We start from the raw sequence: 18,934 nt of genomic DNA on the forward strand, positions 1-18,934 counted from the left end.
GGCTTAGGGATTCGCCATGAACAAGCATCTGTACCGGATCATCTTCAACAAGGCCCGAGGGCTGCTGATGGTCGTCGCCGAAAATGCCACCCGCGACGGCAAGGCGCCGGGCATGACGGCGGGCCGCGCCAAGAGCGCTGCCGGCCTCTGTACGGCCACCCTGCTCCCCCTGCGTCTCTCGCTGATGGCCGCGCTCGGGCTCGTGGCGCTGGCGGCGCCCAACGCCTGGGCGGGCATCGTGGCAGACGAGCGCGCGCCGGCCAATCAACGGCCCACCGTTCTCAATGCCGCGAATGGCGTTCCCCAGGTGAATATCCAGACACCGAGCGCCGCCGGTGTGTCGCGCAACACCTACCGCCAGTTCGACGTGGACGGCAAAGGCGCGATCCTCAACAACGCGCGCACCAACGCACGGACCCAACTGGGCGGCTGGGTCGAGGGCAACCCCTGGCTCGGCAAAGGCACCGCGCGGATCATCGTCAACGAAGTGAACTCCAGCGACCCGAGCCAGTTGCGGGGCTACATCGAAGTCGCCGGCGACCGGGCGCAGGTGATCATCGCCAACCCCGCCGGCCTCTCCTGCGACGGCTGCGGCTTCATCAACGCCAACCAGGCCACCCTGACCACCGGCAAGCCGCAGTTCAACGGCGGCCGTCTCGAAGGCTACCAGGTCCAGGACGGCACGATCACCATCTCCGGCGCCGGCCTGGATGCAAGCCGCACCGACTTCACCGACATCATCGCGCGCTCGGTCGAGGTGGAGGCCGGCATCTGGGCCAACGATCTGAAGATCACCACCGGCGCCAACCGAGTCAGCGCCGATCGCAAGCAAACCACGGCGGGCCCCGGCACCGGCGAGGCGCCGACCGTGGCCATCGATGTCGCGCAACTGGGCGGCATGTATGCCGGCAAGATCATGCTGGTGGTCACCGAGTCGGGCGCTGGCGTGCGCAACGCCGGACAGATCGGCGCCAGCGTCGGCGAGGTGATCGTCAGCGCCGAGGGCAAGCTGGACAACCTCGGCCAGGTCAGCGCCGCCACGGTCATCCAGGTGGACGCCCACGGCGGCATCGAGAACAGCGGCACGCTCTATGCCCGCGGCGATACCCACCTGTTCACGCGGGGCGACCTCGACAACCACGGCACCGTCGCCGCGCAACACGACGTCACCCTGAGCGCCACGGGCGACACCTCGCAGGTACACAGCGGGAGCGATGCCGTTCTCGCCGCCGGTATCGACGGCAGCGGCAAGCTGGGCGAAAGCGGCAGCCTGACCGTCGAGGCCACCCAAGGCGTATCCAGCCAGGGGCGGAATCTGGCCGCCGGGGCTCTCAAGGTGACCGCCGCCGACGTCGATCTGAGCGGCAGCCGGACCCAGGCCCAGAACATCACCCTGACCGCCACGGCCGGCAACGCGGAGTTGAGCGCAGCCGACCTCGACGCCACGCAGACCTTGAACGTGACGGCGGAACGCACGCTGCGCACCGACGGCGCGACCTTGACCGCCGAACAGGTGCAGCTCAGCGCTCACGAGCTGTCCAACGTGAAGGGCGACATCGTGCAGACCGGCAGCGCCGACCTGCACATCGACCTGCCCGGCGATCTCGACAACAGCGGCGGCCGCATCGCGGCCAACAGCCATGACCTCACCCTGACCGCAAAAACCCTGCGCAACGAAAAAGGCCATATCGAACATGCCGGCCCCGGCACCCTGACCCTCGAAGCCGACACCCTCGCCGGCAAGGAAGGCACGGCGGCCAGTAACGGTACGCTTCGGCTCGATACCGACAAGGCCACCCTCGACGGCGGCCTGACCCAAGCCAAGAAAATCCATATCGACGCCGGCAGCCTGTCCAACCAGGCCGGCAAAATCCTCCAGGTGAATACCGGCGAACCGCTCGGCCAGGGCGGGACAACCCAGGCCAGCGACGAGGCCGACCTGACCATCACCACCCAGGGGCGCCTGGACAATACCAGCGGCACGATCAGCGCGGATGGCACGGCCACCCTCACCTCGGACGACCTGGACAACACCCAGGGCAAGATCAGCGCGGGCAAGGAACTGCACCTGACGACCGCCCAGCTCGACAACACCCGGGGCACCCTGGCCGCCAACGGCACCGTGGAGGTCGGCGCGACAGGCATCGACAACGGCGACGGCTCCATCGGCTCGGTCAAGGCCGGCGTCACCCTCGATACCACCCTTAGCAAGATCGCGAACGACGGCGGCCGAATCCAGGCCGCCAAGGACGTGACGCTCAAGGGCCAGGGCATCGACAACGAAGGCGGGACGATCGTCGGCGAAAACATCGACCTGAACAGCCGCAACCAGCGCCTGGAAAACCACCAGGGAACCCTGGCCGCACGCGGCACCCTGGATATTCACAGCGGAGAACTCGGCAACGAGGCCGGCCTGATCCAGGCCACCGGCGCCCTGACCGTCGACACCCATGGAAAAACCCTGACCAACACCCGCTCCGGCACCGAAGGCGGCATCCTCGGCCAGAGCGGCATCACCCTGCAAACCGGCGATCTGACCAATAGCGGCGGCTTCATCGGCGCCAAAGGCACCTTGGACATCACCGCCGCCCAGGTCGATAACAGCGCCAGCGGCCAACTCGCCAGCGAAAAGAACCTGGTGATCACCGGCAGCAAAACCCTGGACAACCAGGGCGGCCGCATCCAGGCGCTCGACACGATCTCAATCGAAGTCACCGAACGCCTGGACAACGAGGCCGGCCTGATCCGCTCCGGCAGCGGCCTGACCCTGCGCGCCGCCACTGTCGAAAACGCCTCGACCAAAGGCAACGACCAGGGCATCGAAGGTCTGTCGGTCGATATCGACGCCGACCGGATCGACAACCAGGCGGGGGCGATCCGCGCGGACAAGACGCTCAGCCTGACCGGCCGGGGCATCATCGACAACGAGCGGGGCCTGATCTCGTCCGGCCAGCGTCTGCTGGTCACCGATCGCGACACCGCCGCCAAGACCCAAACCCTCCGCAACGAGGCCGGCACCTTCATCGCCGGCCAATCACTCTCGTTCGACAGCGCCAGCTACAGCGGCAACGGCAAGGCGCTCAGCCTCGGCGACCTGCTGTTCAAGCTATCCGGCGACTACACCCATCAGGGCCTGCTGCAGGCCAATGGAGCCTTGACCCTGGAAACCCAGGGCACGCTGGCCAACCAGGGCACGCTGCTGGCCGGCACCCTGCTCCGCCTCTCCGGTAAGAACGTGGAGAATGGCGCTGGCGGCGAGATACGCGGGCAACAGACCCGCCTCTCCGCTACCGGCACCGTGACCAACCGCGGCCTGATCGACGGCCAGCTCACTCAATTGTTCGCCCCCACCTTCAATAACCTCGGCAGCGGCCGGCTCTATGGCGACACCCTGGCCATCGCCGTGGGCACCCTGAGCAACGCCGCCGAGGCCAACAAGGCCCCGGTGATCGCCGCCCGCGAACGCTTGGATATTGGTGTGCAAAGGCTCGATAACCGCGAGCATGCCCTGATCTTCAGTGCCGGCAACCTGGCGATCGGCGGCGCCCTGGACCCGGCCGGGCAAGCCACCGGCCAAGCTGCCGAAGTGAACAACGCCAGTGCCACCCTCGAAGCCTTGGGCAACCTCGACCTGTCGACCTCCTCGCTGCGCAACACCAACGAGCACTTCAGCACCCGGATCGTCGAGATCGCCCGCGAATCGCTCCAGCAATTCCAACTGTCCGGTTCACCCAACCGCTACGATCCGGCGCAGGTGTCCGTCAGCCATGACGAAGTGGACTACCTGCGCACCCCGGAGGGCCGGCGCGACGACTGGAACCGCTACGACATCACCCGTACCACGACCGAAACCCAGGTCGCCACCTCCGACCCCGGCCAGATTCTCGCCGGTGCCCGCATGCATCTCACCGCCGACAGCGTCGTCAACGACAAGAGCCGGATCATCGCCGGCGGATTGCTGCAGGCCGACGTCGGCACCCTGACCAACACCGAAGTGGCTGGCCAGCGCACCACCACCGACAGCGGCACGGTCACCCACTTTTACCGCATCCAGCGCAAGGGCCGGGACGACCAGGGCAGGAGCAGCAGCGCCTACCGGCCCGCACCGACGATCCAGGAAATCTCCCTGCAGCCGACCGTCTATGCTCAGAACACCACGCCCACCGGCACGGGTACCCAGGTCGATACCCGGACAACCGACACCCTCGAACGGAAGGCCGAGGGCGCCAGCAACGCCAATGTCGCGCTCGACCAGGGCCGCAACGTAGGCGCGATCCTCCAGGTCCAGGCAGCCAGCAGCACGGGCGTGGCCCGACAGATTCGCACGGGCGGGCTCGATACCCACGTGCCGGACAGCAGCCTGTTCCGCCCCAACCCCAACCCCAGCGCCAGCGCCGGCTACCTCATCGAGACCGATCCACGCTTCACCAGCTACCGGACCTGGCTATCGTCCGACTACATGCTGCAGCGCCTGGCCCTGGACCCGGCCAGCACCCAGCAGCGTCTGGGCGATGGCTTCTACGAGCAACAACTGATCCGCGAACAGATCGCCCAGCTCACGGGCCGGCGTTTCCTCGACAACTACAGCAGCGACGAAGCCCAGTACCGCGCCCTGATCGACAATGCCGTGACCATCGCCAGTGCCTGGCAACTGATCCCCGGCGTGGCCCTGACCGCCGAGCAGATGGCCCAACTGACCAGCGACATCGTCTGGCTGGTCGAGCAGGACGTCGTCCTGCCCGGCGGCGAGCGCCGCAAGGTGCTGGTCCCGCAGGTCTACGTGCGCGTGCGGGAAGGCGATCTCGACGGCTCCGGCGCCCTGATCGCCGGCCAGACGCTCGACCTCAACATCCGGGGCGACCTGATCAACAGCGGCAACCTGTCCGGCCGTGGCGTCATGGCCCTCACCGCCGAGAACATCCACAACCTGGGCGGCCGTATCCAGGGCAACGACACCGCCCTGCATGCGCGCAACGACCTCAACAACCTCGGCGGCCTGATCGGCGCCACCGACAGCCTCACCGTCAGCGCCGGACACGACCTCAACGTCATCTCCAGCACCCGCTCCAGCGACGGCGAACAGGGCAGCCGGACCCAGGTGTCGCGCATCGCCGGGCTCTTCGTTTCCGCCCCCGGCGCCACCCTGCGCGCCTCCGCCGGACACGACCTCGCCCTGAACGCCGCCCAGGTGGTCAATGCCGGCGAGGACGGGACGACCCAGCTCGTCGCCGGCCACGACCTGAACCTGGGCACGGTCGGCGAAGCGAGCCAGGAATCGATCCGCTGGAACGGCAGCAACTGGCGCAACGACAGCAGCCGCAGCGAAGTGGGCAGCAGCATCCAGGCGCAGGGCGACGTGCGCCTCGGCGCCGGCCACGACCTGAATGCGCGGGCGGCCAGCGTCACCAGCCAGGAGGGTACGGTAATCGCCACGGCCGGGCACGACATCCGCCTGACCACCGGGGAGAATTTCCGCGGCGTGGACGAAGCGCACAAGGTCAAGGGCGGCAACGGGCTGTTCTCCAAGAAGACCACCACCACCCGCGACATCACCGAGGAGACCACCGCCCAGGGCTCGACCTTCAGCGGCGAGCAGACCTCGATGCAAGCCGGCCACGACATCCAGGTCACCGGCAGCAACGTGGTCTCCACCGCTGGGACGATCTTGCTTGCCGGCAATGACGTCAACATCGAGGCAGCCAGCGACAGCCTGTACGAACGGCACGACAAGCAGGTCAAGAAGAGCGGCCTGTTCAGCGGCGGCGGCATCGCCCTGACCATCGGCACCCAGCAGCAAGGCGTGGACGACCGGACCACCACGCGCAGCGCGGTGGCCAGCACCGTCGGCGCCACCGACGGTGACGTGACCCTCGAAGCCGGCCGGAACTACCGTCAGGTCGGCAGCCAGGTGGCGGCCCCGCAGGGCGATATCGCCATCGACGCCCAGCGGGTCGACATTCTCGAAGCGCGTAACCTCAGCCAGCGCGAACGGGAAACGGTGTTCAAGCAGACCGGCCTGACCATCACCATCACCAACCCGGTGATCAGCGCCATCCAGACCGCTCAGCAGATGAAGCACGCCTCGGAGAAAACCGAGGACGGCCGGATGAAAGCGCTGGCCGCGGCCACCACCGCGCTGGCCACCCACAATGCCGCCACCGCGGTGGCCCAGAACCCGGCCCAGGCCGGCGGCATCAACATCAGCCTCTCCATCGGCGCCCAGAAGAGCCAGGGCGAAAGCATCCAGACCCAGGATACCGCCGCCGGCTCGACCGTGGCGGCAGGCAACAATATCGCCATTCGCGCCCGAGGCGCGGGCAAGGACAGCGACATCCGCGTCCAGGGCAGCCAGATCGAAGCCGGCCATGATGCGACCCTGCACGCCGACGGCGACATCGACCTGATCGCCGCCAGCAACCGGGCGGAACAACACAGCACCAACAGCGGCAGCAGTGCCAGCATCGGCATCGGCTTCGCCCTGGGCGGCACGCAGAACGGCTTCACCCTCAACCTCGGCGTCTCCGGCAACCGCGGCAACGCCGATGGCGAAGACCTCACCCACACCAATACACGGGTGAACGCGGGCAACACCCTGACCCTCGACTCCGGCGCCGACACCACCCTCCGCGGCGCCGTCGCCAGCGGCAAGCAGGTGGTCGCCGACGTCGGCGGCAACCTCGCCATCGAGAGTCTGCAGGACACCAGCACCTACGCCGTCAAGGAGAAGAGCCTCGGGGTCGGCCTCAGCCTGTGCATCCCGCCCTTCTGTTACGGTGCCTCCAGCGCCTCGGTCAACGCCGGCAAGACCGACATCGACTCCACCTACGCCAGCGTTACCGAACAGTCGGGCATCAAGGCCGGCGACAACGGCTTCGATATCCGCGTAGGCGGCAACACCGACCTCACGGGCGCGGTGATCGCCAGCACCGACAAGGCCGTGCAGGACGGCAGGAACCACCTGAGCACCGGCACCCTCACCTACCGCGACATCCGCAACGAAGCCGAATACGAAGGCAGCAGCTTCAGCGTCGGTGGTGGCTACGGCGGCACGGTCGGCAAGGACCAGCAAGGCAACGCCCAGTCCGGCCCTGCACAAGTCCCCGGCAGCACCCTGCCCAACGAAGGCGGCTTCAGCGCCACCGCCCCCATCGCCATGAACGCCAGCGACGATGCCCACAGCACCACGCGCAGCGGCATCAGTGGCGCCACGATCGGCATCCGCGACGACGCCAAGCAGCAGGAGCTGACCGGGCAGAGCGGCGAAGAGACTATCGCCAACCTCAACCGCGACGTCAGCAGCGACAAGGACACCAGCAACGCGCTGAAACCCATCTTCGACGAAGAGGAAATCCGCGCCGGCTTCGAAATCACCGGCGCCTTTGCGCGGGAAACCGGCACCTTTTTGGAGAACCGGGCCAAGGAATCGACCCGTGCCAAGGAAGAACTGGACAAGGAGCGCGCCAAACCGACGGACCAGCAAGACCCGGCGAAAATCGCGGCGCTGACGCAGACCCTCAAGGACAACCAGACCTGGGAATTCGGCGGCACCAGCCGCGCGGTACTCACTGCGCTCACCGCAGCCGCCGCCGGCAATGTGACGGGCTCCGGCGCCGAGATGCTGCAAGCCGCTGCCATCAACTACCTGCAAGGACTGGCGACCCAGGATGTGAAGCTCCTGGCCGACAATCTGGACTCCGAAACGGCACGCACGGCCTTGCACGCCGTGGTCGGCTGCGCGGGAGCGGCTGCACAAGGCGCCGGATGTGGAAGCGGAGCCCTGGGCGCCGCCTCCAGTGTCGTCATCAATAACCTTCTGGATAGTTTGAATGACGATGATGGAACGCCACTGACAGAAGAAGAAAAGCATTCTCGTCTTAATCTCCTTTCGTCTCTTGTGGCAGGCATTACGGCCGCCGCTGGAGGGGACGCAGTGGTCGCATCCACTGCTGCCTCTATCGAAACAGCCAATAACCACCTTGGTACGGGCCTGAAACTTTTTGGTCACCAATTTGGGCAAGATCAAGTAACCCAATTTGGCAACGACATGAAATCGGCCTGCACAAATGGCAGCTCGCAAGCCTGCGTAGATACCTATGAGAAATGGAAAAATGTTTCTTACAAACAAGGTGGGATTGAGACCGAAGCAGAACGAAAAGGCTGGGAAGAATTCGTCACGGCAATCTATGAAGAAGAAGTATTTCCGCTCTGCAAAGGAAATGCTGATTGTGAAAAGAATGCTGCAGGCAGCATGGCCATTACCATGATATTGAATGCCGGCGATGCGGCTGGCTTGCGAGACTCGGTTAATATTACGACTCGCGCCATTAATATTTATAACGGAAACTGGGTTCGGACGACGCTCCAAGCAATCGGAGATATTGGCATTATTGCCGAGCTTGGCTCCATTGTTAATATTGGATCAAAAGCAGCATCAAAGATAAATCCGAACAGCTTTAAGTCCATCTATGAAAAAGCGCCTGCTGCAAAGACCGAAATTGATGACTTGGCAGATACAATTGTAGAATCCCTTGGAGGAAGTGTTGCTAAAGCACCAATAAAATCTGAAGAGCGGGCGATTGAAAAAATACTCAAAGATTACAATGGAGACACTTCACGCATTAAAGACCTTGCAAGAAACACCATAATAGTAGATGCTTCAAAAATTGAAGCCGTTGTCGCTGAACTTGTTAAGCGCGGAGCAAATGTAAAAGTCATAAATGGCTCCACTGACATCCTTGGATATAGCGGCGTCAATTCAACCATAAAAACACAGGCAGGAATATTTGCTGAAATCCAAGTTAATACGCCAGCCATGATCTATGCTAAAGAAACCGAGTCCACTGCCAGAGCACTACTAGGAAACAATCTATATAACACCATCGCATCGAAAGTAGGTATTGCAGGTGGACAGGGGCATGTGTTTTATGAACAGTGGCGTACTTTAGACCCCAGCAGCACAGCTGCAAAACTTATAGCCCAGCAAAGCAAGAAATACTACGAAACGATAAGGAAAGCAAGTGAGCATTGAGAAAGGTGAAACATTCAACTTGCGGGATATATTCATTGATTATCCTTTCGAAGAGGTAATGTATCGCTGGGACCACAGAGAAAGGAAAATTTACATGAAATTCTATAAAGAAAATGAGCTTCCCGAACCAGTGCCACATGAAAACAAATTATTTAATGAGGCCCTACTATACGGCCTCGAAATAACTAAGGAAGAATATCAACAAGGAAAATGAGAATGAGCAACATCGATAAAGCGCTAGAAATTTCATGTAAAACACATTCAGGCCAAATAGATAAAGGAGGAGAACCTTATATCCTTCACCCGCTACGGTTAATGCTTAAATTTCAGGATGAAGAGAGCAGAATTGTCGCTGTACTACATGATGCAATCGAAGATGGAGAAATTACCACACAACATCTAGAGCAAGCAGGATTTTCCGAAAAAATCATACTTGCCATCGAATGCCTTACAAAAAAAACAGGGGAAAGCTATGACGACTTTTTAAGCCGCATTATAGACAACGATCTAGCCAGGCGAATTAAAATTGAAGACATAAAAGACAATTTAGACATCACGAGACTTAAGACAATAGACAACAAGGACCTAGACAGAATAAAAAAATACCACAACGCATTAGCAAGACTACAAAAGAGCACTTAAGTTTATCAACTGTCTGAGTCAACTCTTCCATTACGAACATCAGCACTCTGCCAGCAGAACGGAGCGACAGCGATACCGCATCCAGGCAGACGGATCGACCGGTCGTGATGCAGCTCCCGCTTCGATGGCGATATTTGATCGCCGCCACCAGCCAAGTATCAACCCGACTTTAAAAGCGCAGTGATCGCCAACACCGACCAAGCCGTTCACCATGGCAATTATATGGACGAATCGAAAGAGCGCGAGGCGATTCGGCTCCTTGGCGTCGAGTGCGCCAAGCTGCAAGTGACAAACCCAGGGGTTGGCGAGAAAGTCTACATGGAACTAAGACAGGCACTTACGGAAGGCACAAGCGACGATTCCAATTTCTCCTCGGGCTACTCGACCACGTTGCTTCATCTGAGAACGCAGTCTCAGTAGACCCGCAGGTAAAGCTTGGCCGTTGCATACCGCCGCTGGTTTTCGCTCGGCTCGCTGTCGTGTCGATCATCACGCGTCCGCTATCACGAGGGGGCAACAGCAAGGTTCTATGAGCGGCATGCGTCCGGACAACACACCTCCTCAATCCCGCCAGGTAGCGGCATGGTGTCCACCTGTTTTGGTGGACACCATTTCAAGCCCCTTGTGGTAGATCTCCCGTGCCAGGCCAACGCAGCTCCTATCCCAAATCCTTCAAGGCCCAGGTCGTCGATGACTGCATCCGGCCCGGCGCCTCGGTTGCCGGAGTGGCTTTGAGCCACGGGCTCAACGCCAATCTCGTGCACAAGTGGATTCGCCGCCAGCAGGCACAGCTGCCACTGTACCCTCAAGTTTATTCCGATTCCTCTCGTTCCGAGCCTGTCGGCTACCCGAGTGCGGCCGACATGGCCATTCAGATCGCCATTCCCCATCGGGCCGGAAAACTGTCGGTGCAGTGGCCGGGCAACGATCCTGAAGGCTGCGCCCGCTTCCTGCGCGAGCTGCTGAAGTGATCCGCAACGAGCGCATCTGGACTCCCCCCGCTCCGGTATACATCCCCGGCCTATTGTCCCCTCTCACTCACCACGCGGCCTCCACTCCATCAACATCGGCGCAAAAACCATTGAGAAAGCGGCGCTCAACAACCCCACTGAAATATCAGTCGACTGAGGAAAATCGAGCGCGCCGGAGATCAGTCCCAGGGCCAGAAAACTCCCCGGCCATCGAATGTACCGGAGTGCCTCGAACCTGACTTTATCCAGCATGAGGATGTTGAGACGGACGTCGGCACTTTCAGTCGTCGACATCACGACACAAAGCTCCTGCAGGTCTAAAGTGCGATCAGCCTCTCGAGTCGTCTCCTGCGGTTTATGCAGGCGACGCTGATAAACGGATTCTCGCACGAGGTCTTCACGCGGGAGATTGTTCAGTTGTTCCCATCTGAATGACTTCACACCATACGCTCCCAGCAGAGCTTGGGACGTTCTGGGCCGACGGAGCACCTGCAGATAGCGCCCATCGAGTAGGGCGAACCATTCATCCTGTCGTTTTGTCGGCTCGATCAGTTGAATCCGCTTAGCTGCAGGGTAAGCCAGTTCTCTCACCCAGGCTGCGATGGGCTGATCACCGTGCTTACGCATGAATGCAACACGATGCTTCCCTTCCCGTGCCGTCAATATGCCCAGCGGCTTGTACCAGGCGTACAACGCCCGGTTGGATGAGGTGAAGTCCGTCGAGTAGTGCTCGATCCTTGAGGCAACGTCCTCGTCACGAACATGCTGGGGCTTCCCATTAATGCTGGCGCCCAGGACATGTCGCGGATCCACATAGGCCTGGAACCGTTCCGACTGCACCTCTTCCCAATCGAGAAAAGGCACCACCACCCGAAGGAAGGAGTCTCCCCAGAATGCGCAGGAGCTACCCATATCCATCCAGTCGTTCTGGTATTCCTGCTCGATGTAACGTCGTGAGGCCATATCCATCGACACCTTGATTTCACATAGCGCCCGAGCGGCCCTTTCCATAGACTCAGGTATTTCAAGTGGTAACAATTCCATCTTGCCAGCAACCTCGCTCACCGACACACTCCTTGAATGGGACCAAAACTAGATGGGGGAATAACCATGTCGCAAGATGATGAGCTCTGGAATGTGCAGTTGGACAGCACCCACCCGCAATATCAAAGTGTCGCCCTTCGGCGCAGGCCTGGCTACAAGAATTATGAGGTCGTGGAAGTCGATTCGGAGAAGCTGATCCATTATTCGAACCAGGACATTCGGGGATACGTGATTGCACCGGTGGAAGACTGGCAGCCCGACAAGCGACAGGGGATTTTCAACTTCCTGGCACCACCTGGACCATTGGAACAACCTGTCGAAATGCCAGTCATCTCGTTCAACGAACGCGACGTGATTTATTATGAGCGGAAGTGGCTGTTCTTTAAGAAAGCCGTTCAACACCGTTTGAAATACATCGGATACACCAATGGCCGCCATCGCTCCCGCTATCTGTATTTCGCCGGAGCGAAGCGAATTCCCGTCATGTGCCACATCTCCGAAGTCGATGCGCTGAAGGCTCACTGCGCCCCCCAGTAAGCCTGCTGCAGGCCTCCCTGCAGTCACGGAAGAATTCGGCCCCCGACCTGATGCCTATTTCCTGCTGCGCCTGAAACTCCCATCCGGTTTGCTGTACCTGGATCCCCACCAGGTACAGCGCTATGCCCTACTCCCTCTCTCACAGCCGCCGGCGTTGCTGGCCGCTGACACTCGCCAGTCTGATCATTGCCGCTACGGCCCAAGCCGAAACGTGGGTCGTCACGGACCAAGCTCACCCGGTGAACGCCCCCGCTGGCGTGCGAGTCATTCTCCTGGACGAACAGCAGCGCCTCGAGGAGCAACTGTCCCGCGCTCTCCCTTCGGATCCTCGCCAAGCCACAGCCGCCGCCCAGCGCTTCCTGGCCAGCCCTGATGGCAAGCGCCTGCAGGACGACTTGGCCAAGGCGCAGCAAGGCGTGGTCGATGCCTGGAGCACTGGCGTCGAGGAGATTCCAGCCGTGGTGGTCGACCGGAAGTACGTGGTCTACGGCGAGCTCGATGTTCCTGCGGCCACCCGGCTGATCGATCGGGCGAGGGGCATGCAACGATGACACAGCTTCACGTCCTGCGCCCGCTCGCGCTGGTGTTTACCTTCAGCCTGGCCTTCTCGGCTTCAGCAGCGATCAACACCGCCGCGATCGTCTCGTCGACACTCTCCCCGCAGTGCCTCGAATACAAGGTAGTCGGCATCTGCTACTGGCTGTTCTGCACGAATTTCGGCTGCAAGGTCAGGACCTCGACCAAGGTCCGCCATTACATTCCCGACGCGGTTGTTTCCGCCTACTCGAACACAGGCTTGAACCCCTGGACAGAGGTCTCACGCATGGGGTCGCCCACGTCGATCGCCCAGGCCGGTGGCGACGGCACAACCAACCACGTGGCTGAGAACAGCATGGCCAAGTTCAAGGAGACCGATGTCATCGGTCATCCAGGTGGCTACGTCTTCAGCCAGTTCGCCAGCAGCTCTGGCTATACCTGCAAGGGCGCCACGACGGCTTACGTTCCCTATCTGCTCAGCACCCTGGATCCGATCGCTTGGCGTTACGGCGTGCCCGAGTCAGCGTACCCAGAAGCTCTCACCCCGGGGCAACGAGAGGTCGGCAGCATACAGTCCGGCGATCTATGGGGGAACGTCTATCCACGTAGCGGCTTTCTACATCAGACCGACGACTACAAGACCAGCGCGGTGATCGCCCAGCGTGCCGGCGACATCACGACACGCTCCGGTCAGGCGCATGTCTACCGCCCCATGCTCGCACAAGCGCAGGACGGCTATTGGCCGGCCGGTGAACTGATCGAGGGCGATGCCTCTACCGGCAAATGGCAGGAACTCACACCAAGCCTCAGCCAGGTCTGCGCCGTCTTTCCCCATAGCGGTCCACAGACACAGGCGCAGGATGGCGGCTACGCCTGGGCACTCTGGCGCCCCTACTCCTGCTGCAAACGACGCGGCCAGATTTTCCTCGGCAGCGTGGACTTCCAATGATTCCCAATGACTGGAGCACGACATGAAAACCCTCACCCAGGCATTCGGACTGGCCCTCGGCCTGAGCAGCACGATGGTCATGGCCGTCGAACCTATCAAGGTTGAATCTGCAGGAAGCGTCATCGGTGATGACGTGCTGTACAGCATCGGTGGCGGCAGCGCGGTGACGATGGGCAGCGCCGGCAACATGGACAGCATCTCCGTGGGAGCGGGTTGGCAGAACAACCTCATCTGCGGAAACATGAACCTGAGCAACACCCTGGAGAACCAGCTCAACGGCGCCACCCAAGGTTTCCAGAACATCATGAGTTCGGTGGTACAGAACGCGACCAGCGCTGTCGCCTCACTGCCAGCGCTGATCCTGCAGCGAGCGAATCCCGCTCTCTACAACCTCATCACCAACGGCATCCTGCAGGCCCGCCTGGACTTCGATCGGTCCAAGAGCACCTGCAGGGCGATTGCCGACAAGATGGCCGATATCGCCGGCGAACAGGTGGGCTGGGGGAAACTGGCCGAAGGCCAAGCCATGAGCAAGACCTTGACCTCAAACTCCGATGCGGTCGCGGCCATCGATCAAGTTGAGAGAACCGGCGGCAACGAGGGGGTGACGTGGGTCGGCGGCGAACGAGCCGGTGGCTCTGGACAGAGGCCCATCCGCATCGTGGGTGACGTGACCAAGGCCGGGTACAACCTGCTGACCAGTCGCCCAGTGGACGACACCTCAAGCATCAGCAAGGAGAGCTGCAACAACGGCCTGGTGTGCAACGTGTGGGCTTCTCCCCAGGAAGCGACGGCTTTCGCAACTCGGGTACTCGGCGAGCAACAGCAGCAGACCTGCGACAGTTGCCCCAAAACGGTGACAGCCGCCGGCGTGGGTTTGTCCCCTCTGATCCAGGAAACCTATGACACCAAGCTGCAGGCGCTTCAAGCACTGCTCTCCGGCAGCAAGAGCATGACCCTGGAGAACCTGACAGCGGCCAGCAGCAACTCGTTGCCCGTCACACGTGGCGTGATCGCCGCGCTCAAGGACGAGCGGGATCAGGATCTGCTGGCACGCCGCCTGGCCTCCGAGGTAGCACTTTCCGACGTACTGGAGAAGGCACTTCTCCTGCAACGCACGCTGCTCACCGGGAGCAAGGAACCCAATGTCGCCGCAAACGGTCTCGCAGTTCAGGCCGTGAATCAGCAGAGCGCGACACTGCAGTTGGAAATCGACAACCTCAAGACAGAACTGGAGCTCCGTCGGCAGTTGGCCAACAACTCGCCCATGGCCATCATCGAGCGCAGCCGCACACGTGCTGACGGTTCCCGGGGCGTGTTCCAGGGGGACGTGGAGGGTGATCGTCTGATCCAGCTGCAGCAACCGGCCAAAGAGCGATAAGGAGTCGGTCATGGGAGAAACAGCCGAATCGCCTGTCACAGCTCGCAAGGTCGCCGTGTGGCTGCTGGCCAGCCTGGGCATGATCGTTCTGCTTAGCATCCTGGCCGTGCTGCTGGGTACGGTGATCATGCAATTCTTCGGCAGTGTCGAGCGATGGCGGCAGTGGCGCGTCGAAAACTACTGGATTCTGCTCGCCTGGCGCCTTGGCCTGTATACCGTGCTGATCATGCTCTGGTTGCAGCTCAAGACACGCCTGCCGAAGCTGGCACTTGGTCCAGCCCGCAACCGCCTGATTCGCATCGAAGTGATGGCCGTGCTTCTGGTTCTGCTCCTCGAGCTGAGTAAAGCCGCACTGCAGTGGACGGGGGCCGCATGACCTTCTACACGAACGATTACTTGGAGTATTACCTCACCCTGGCCGGCTGGCTGATCAACAACGGCATCTGGGACATGATCGTGGACAGCGGGCTGTTCGCCGTGCCTTTCTGCATCATCATCGTCAGGGAATGGCTGAAGGTCCGCGGCGAGGGCGCTGACGAAGGCAACAAGGGAGTTCTATCGCTGGCCCGCATCGAGACCCACATCTATGTGGGCTACGTGGTGGTGGCGTTCTGCGGTATTCCGGTGGTCAATGTCAGCTTCAGCACCCTCCAGTTCGACCAAAGCCGAGCACAGCAGTGTCAGTACTCACTGCCGTCGCCCTCCTCGACCGGCTGGGAGACTTCATTCAGCGCCCTGAACGGCAGAAGTGCGCAGATGCCAATCTGGTGGGCGTTCATGCACGCCTTGTCCAAAGCCATGACCAGCGGCGCCGTTGTTGCTATTCCCTGCGGCACCGACCTTCGCCAAATGCGCATGGAGGTCAGTAACACCCGAATCAACAATCCTCTGCTGGCACAAGAGGTCGCTGACTTCACGCGGTTCTGTTACGGCCCTTCACGCGCACGGTTCTTCATGAAACAGCCCAACCTGGGCTCGGCGGCAGACAGTCCCGAAACACTCCAGGACCTCAGTTGGATCGGCTCCCGCTATTTTCTGGAAACGCCTGGCTACTACGACACCGACTATTCCAAAACGCCCAGGGCCTCCTGGCCCTACAACGCAACTCGTGACGCCGGCCTCCCCGAAGTCAGCGGTGGCGGCGGATACCCGACCTGCAAGCAGTGGTGGTCCGATAACAGCATCGGGTTGAAAGATCGGATTCTGGAACAGGTCGATCCCGACCTGATGACGCGCTTCCTGGGTTGGGCGAACTGGCTGTCGGTAGACCAAGTCCAGGAGTCGGTCATCCGGCAGATCGTTGCCCCGAGGCAGCAGATCGATGGAGCCGTCTACTCCGACTATGGCGGCCAGATCGGTGGACAACAGACCAGCCTGACCAACGGGGCTTCGCGTGCCGCGGGTTACGTTGGTATCGCGTTCGGCTCAATCGCGTATTTTCCGGCCATGGACATGGTGCGCCAGGCCCTGCCGATGGTCATGGCCTTCCTGAAGATGGCGATGGTCATCTGCATCCCACTGGTCTTGATCGTTGGGGCCTATCAGCTCAAGGTCACGATGACCATGACCGTAGTGTTCTTCGCCCTGATATTCGTGGACTTCTGGTTTCAGCTCGCTCGCTGGATCGACAGCACAATCCTCGATGCTCTATATGGGTCGGGATCGCCCTATTCGAACTTCAATCCAGTCCTCGGGCTGGACAATGCCGCTCAGGACTTGGTTCTCAACTATGTGATGGGGGCGATGTTTCTTGTCCTGCCGGCATTCTGGATTACTGCACTCACTTGGGCAGGGATTAATGCAGGTGGTGTATTAGAAGGATTATCGAGAGGAACGAAAGATGCTCAAACTCAGGGGAGTCGAGGTGGTGATATGGTTATTGGCGCTGCCAAAAAGGGGATAAATAGCGGGGTGACTAACTAAATCAGAAGGAAGGGGCCTGCGGTCTACGTGGGCCTTTCCAAAATGAATGTCCGATCTTTAGCTACTCGTCCTCTCCATCTACGCGATAACTGCCCACATAGTAGCCATATCCATCATAACCATGCCCAAACTTTGGGGTTACCTCACCAACCGTATCACTCAGTGCGTTGAGGCCTTCAGGATCGGGATTCGCAACGAGATAAATCATCCCGGCCAAGAACACGAGCCCGAGGATGAAGAAAACCAGCCAAGAGATGGCAGGGAGCAACGCAACAAGCACGGCTGCAACTACTACGAGCTTCACGGCCAGGAGAAGAGACCTTGTCATGAACCAAGCAGTTTTACCGGAGCGAGCGGCCCATGCAAGCACACGATGTTCCCCGGCACGAACGATGGCAACAGCACTTCCAAGGCCATGCCCCAGACGATATGCGAATCCCTTGTGAGTGCTTTGAACCATCATGGCTGACTCCTGCATTTGCCTCTCTCAGAGAGGCATCCTGATATCTTTATATGCCGACAGTAGCTAGAGCACAATGCCATCCACTTCCATCTACAAACTAGCTTTCAAATCGGACAGCGTAACCATCAACATCATCGGATCGATCGGTGATGGCTCGAAACCTAGCCCCTCGTAGAACGATTTAGCCCCATCCGAGAGCGCATGCACGATCATTCCACGCATGCCAATAGTGTCCGCAGCCTGTATCACTCGCAACCCCGCATCACGTACCAATGCCCGACCCAGCCCCCTTCCCTGCAGAGACTGGTCCACTGCCAAACGGCCAAGGACAACAACAGGGATTGGATCCGGCATGTTCCGGCGGAAGCGCCCTGGTGCCGCATCTACGATGACCGCACTTGAAGCCAGCGCATAGTACGCTCGCACACTTTGCTCCTCGCACAAGACGAAAGTACGAGATGCACCGGTTACCTGGTTTTTCAAAGCTCGATGCTTCAGCCAATGATCCAGACTCTCCACACCCGAGGTGAACGACCTGACATCGTGATGCGAAGTCAGTGGTTCCGGTGCCGAGATCGTCATCACTTATCCCATGGCGCCGGGGTCTGCATCGTCTTACGCAGACGCTCATTCGACTGCGGAGGCATATCTAGCCGCTCCAAGAACGCGGCATAGGCATCTGGACTGGCAGCAATGATGGTTTGATCAAGCAGGGCCTCTTCAGCCGCGGCCCTGGCAGCCTCCAGCACGAAATCCGTACGGTTCTTCCCCCTCGCTTTGGCAGCGCGGTCGATCAGACTCCGCTCCTCAGGCTTGATGCGAAGATTCAGCGTTTCACGCTTGCTGGGTATGACGTTCGTGACGGACATGGGAACCTCCAACGATTTAACACACCCTAGCACACCGTAACGTCATTGTCATTACGGAATATTTATGCTGTTGCAGCGATTCGCCGGTCGGAAGGACTCAAAGAGCGCGTCATGGTGCTCTACCGCTTCAGCGCCATTGCGGTAGTTGAGGCAGAGCCTGCTCACCACTCGCCTCCCGAGTAGCAGCACAAATGGCCCAAAAGGAAATGGCCTGAAAAGCGAAGGGAATGGTTCACAAGGGTAAAAGCCCTACCCGAAAGGGCCGCCTGCCAGCGGGGAAAAGGCAGAGAGGCTCCTCTGGATAGACACCTCTTCATTCGTTGCCTCTCGAATGATCTGCTCCAACATTCCCTAACAAGGAACAAGTTGATTCTCAAGGTGCCTCTTTCGGAATGGCTATCGGCAGGTGGCCCACGGTCTCCGTGCCAGCGCAGTAACGCCTCCAGACTTTCGAGGTTCTGCTTTTGATTTTTGCCTGATGTGCACAGGTGGGACACCAGCGCCCTGCCTGGATTTTACCCAGTGGCGCGTGCCAAGTGTGGCCACGGTGGCACAGCCATTGGAGTTTGCTCAAACTGTTCACATAACGC

At 60.5% G+C, this 18,934-nt stretch carries 14 protein-coding genes; 10 read left to right on the forward strand and 4 right to left on the reverse strand.

Features of this window, described 5'->3' with window-relative positions; translation table 11 throughout:
• Positions 1-16 precede the first annotated feature (16 nt).
• From BZL41_RS00955 to BZL41_RS00975, 4 genes are all read left to right on the forward strand, one after another.
• A complete protein-coding gene (locus BZL41_RS00955) occupies positions 17-9,028 on the forward strand; it encodes a hemagglutinin repeat-containing protein (RefSeq protein WP_095597561.1) in 9,012 nt (3,003 codons plus the stop codon).
• Positions 9,018-9,242, forward strand: a complete 225-nt coding sequence (locus BZL41_RS00960; RefSeq protein WP_168190905.1) for a hypothetical protein — start codon at positions 9,018-9,020, stop codon at positions 9,240-9,242. Before BZL41_RS00955 ends, BZL41_RS00960 begins: the two co-directional genes overlap by 11 nt.
• 2 nt (positions 9,243-9,244) lie before the next feature.
• Entirely contained in the window at positions 9,245-9,670 is a 426-nt protein-coding gene (locus tag BZL41_RS00965; protein WP_095597562.1) for a GTP pyrophosphokinase, read from the forward strand.
• A gap of 638 nt (positions 9,671-10,308) precedes the next feature.
• Positions 10,309-10,641, forward strand: a complete 333-nt coding sequence (locus BZL41_RS00975; protein ID WP_218224339.1) for a transposase — start codon at positions 10,309-10,311, stop codon at positions 10,639-10,641.
• Positions 10,642-10,704: 63 nt separating this feature from the next.
• On the opposite strand, the gene BZL41_RS00980 is transcribed toward BZL41_RS00975, so the two are convergent.
• The gene (locus BZL41_RS00980; RefSeq protein ID WP_095597565.1) at positions 10,705-11,706 is read right to left on the reverse strand and encodes a hypothetical protein; all 1,002 of its coding nucleotides are present in this window, start codon (positions 11,704-11,706) and stop codon (positions 10,705-10,707) included.
• A gap of 45 nt (positions 11,707-11,751) precedes the next feature.
• Between BZL41_RS00980 and BZL41_RS00985 the strand changes: the two genes are divergently transcribed.
• The 6 genes from BZL41_RS00985 (at position 11,752) to BZL41_RS01010 (ending at position 17,012) form a co-directional block, all read left to right on the forward strand.
• Entirely contained in the window at positions 11,752-12,222 is a 471-nt protein-coding gene (locus BZL41_RS00985) for a hypothetical protein (RefSeq protein WP_095597566.1), read from the forward strand.
• Positions 12,223-12,344: 122 nt separating this feature from the next.
• Complete coding sequence (locus tag BZL41_RS00990) at positions 12,345-12,773, forward strand: TIGR03757 family integrating conjugative element protein (protein WP_174706125.1); 429 nt, start codon at positions 12,345-12,347, stop codon at positions 12,771-12,773.
• A complete protein-coding gene (locus BZL41_RS00995; protein WP_095597567.1) occupies positions 12,770-13,708 on the forward strand; it encodes a TIGR03756 family integrating conjugative element protein in 939 nt (312 codons plus the stop codon). Before BZL41_RS00990 ends, BZL41_RS00995 begins: the two co-directional genes overlap by 4 nt.
• A gap of 22 nt (positions 13,709-13,730) precedes the next feature.
• Complete coding sequence (locus BZL41_RS01000; protein ID WP_095597568.1) at positions 13,731-15,089, forward strand: integrating conjugative element protein; 1,359 nt, start codon at positions 13,731-13,733, stop codon at positions 15,087-15,089.
• Positions 15,090-15,099: 10 nt separating this feature from the next.
• Positions 15,100-15,465, forward strand: a complete 366-nt coding sequence (locus tag BZL41_RS01005) for a hypothetical protein (protein WP_095597569.1) — start codon at positions 15,100-15,102, stop codon at positions 15,463-15,465.
• Positions 15,462-17,012 (forward strand): conjugal transfer protein TraG N-terminal domain-containing protein, encoded by a 1,551-nt coding sequence (locus tag BZL41_RS01010; protein WP_095597570.1) that lies wholly within the window; start codon positions 15,462-15,464, stop codon positions 17,010-17,012. The genes BZL41_RS01005 and BZL41_RS01010 overlap by 4 nt, the downstream gene beginning before the upstream one ends.
• 61 nt (positions 17,013-17,073) lie before the next feature.
• On the opposite strand, the gene BZL41_RS01015 is transcribed toward BZL41_RS01010, so the two are convergent.
• The 3 genes from BZL41_RS01015 to BZL41_RS01025 all read right to left on the reverse strand — a co-directional run bounded on the left by BZL41_RS01015 (position 17,074) and on the right by BZL41_RS01025 (position 18,344).
• Positions 17,074-17,475 (reverse strand): DUF3742 family protein, encoded by a 402-nt coding sequence (locus BZL41_RS01015; RefSeq protein ID WP_168190908.1) that lies wholly within the window; start codon positions 17,473-17,475, stop codon positions 17,074-17,076.
• A 90-nt stretch (positions 17,476-17,565) separates the two neighbouring features.
• Positions 17,566-18,057 (reverse strand): GNAT family N-acetyltransferase, encoded by a 492-nt coding sequence (locus BZL41_RS01020; protein ID WP_095597572.1) that lies wholly within the window; start codon positions 18,055-18,057, stop codon positions 17,566-17,568.
• Positions 18,057-18,344, reverse strand: a complete 288-nt coding sequence (locus tag BZL41_RS01025) for a DUF1778 domain-containing protein (RefSeq protein ID WP_095597573.1) — start codon at positions 18,342-18,344, stop codon at positions 18,057-18,059. Before BZL41_RS01025 ends, BZL41_RS01020 begins: the two co-directional genes overlap by 1 nt.
• Positions 18,345-18,934 lie beyond the last annotated feature (590 nt).

The organism is Pseudomonas sp. PIC25 (genome assembly GCF_002286785.1).
Classification (GTDB): Bacteria; Pseudomonadota; Gammaproteobacteria; order Pseudomonadales; family Pseudomonadaceae; genus Pseudomonas_M.

What these genes read in the sequence shown, in the direction of transcription:
- BZL41_RS00955 (WP_095597561.1), top strand. Translation starts at nt 17, where the DNA reads ATGAACAAGCATCTGTACCGGATCATCTTCAACAAGGCCCGAGGGCTG.
- BZL41_RS01020 (WP_095597572.1), bottom strand. Translation starts at nt 18,057, where the DNA reads ATGACGATCTCGGCACCGGAACCACTGACTTCGCATCACGATGTCAGG.
- BZL41_RS01015 (WP_168190908.1), bottom strand. Translation starts at nt 17,475, where the DNA reads ATGATGGTTCAAAGCACTCACAAGGGATTCGCATATCGTCTGGGGCAT.
- BZL41_RS01010 (WP_095597570.1), top strand. Translation starts at nt 15,462, where the DNA reads ATGACCTTCTACACGAACGATTACTTGGAGTATTACCTCACCCTGGCC.
- BZL41_RS01000 (WP_095597568.1), top strand. Translation starts at nt 13,731, where the DNA reads ATGAAAACCCTCACCCAGGCATTCGGACTGGCCCTCGGCCTGAGCAGC.
- BZL41_RS00995 (WP_095597567.1), top strand. Translation starts at nt 12,770, where the DNA reads ATGACACAGCTTCACGTCCTGCGCCCGCTCGCGCTGGTGTTTACCTTC.
- BZL41_RS01025 (WP_095597573.1), bottom strand. Translation starts at nt 18,344, where the DNA reads ATGTCCGTCACGAACGTCATACCCAGCAAGCGTGAAACGCTGAATCTT.
- BZL41_RS00990 (WP_174706125.1), top strand. Translation starts at nt 12,345, where the DNA reads ATGCCCTACTCCCTCTCTCACAGCCGCCGGCGTTGCTGGCCGCTGACA.
- BZL41_RS00965 (WP_095597562.1), top strand. Translation starts at nt 9,245, where the DNA reads ATGAGCAACATCGATAAAGCGCTAGAAATTTCATGTAAAACACATTCA.
- BZL41_RS00985 (WP_095597566.1), top strand. Translation starts at nt 11,752, where the DNA reads ATGTCGCAAGATGATGAGCTCTGGAATGTGCAGTTGGACAGCACCCAC.
- BZL41_RS01005 (WP_095597569.1), top strand. Translation starts at nt 15,100, where the DNA reads ATGGGAGAAACAGCCGAATCGCCTGTCACAGCTCGCAAGGTCGCCGTG.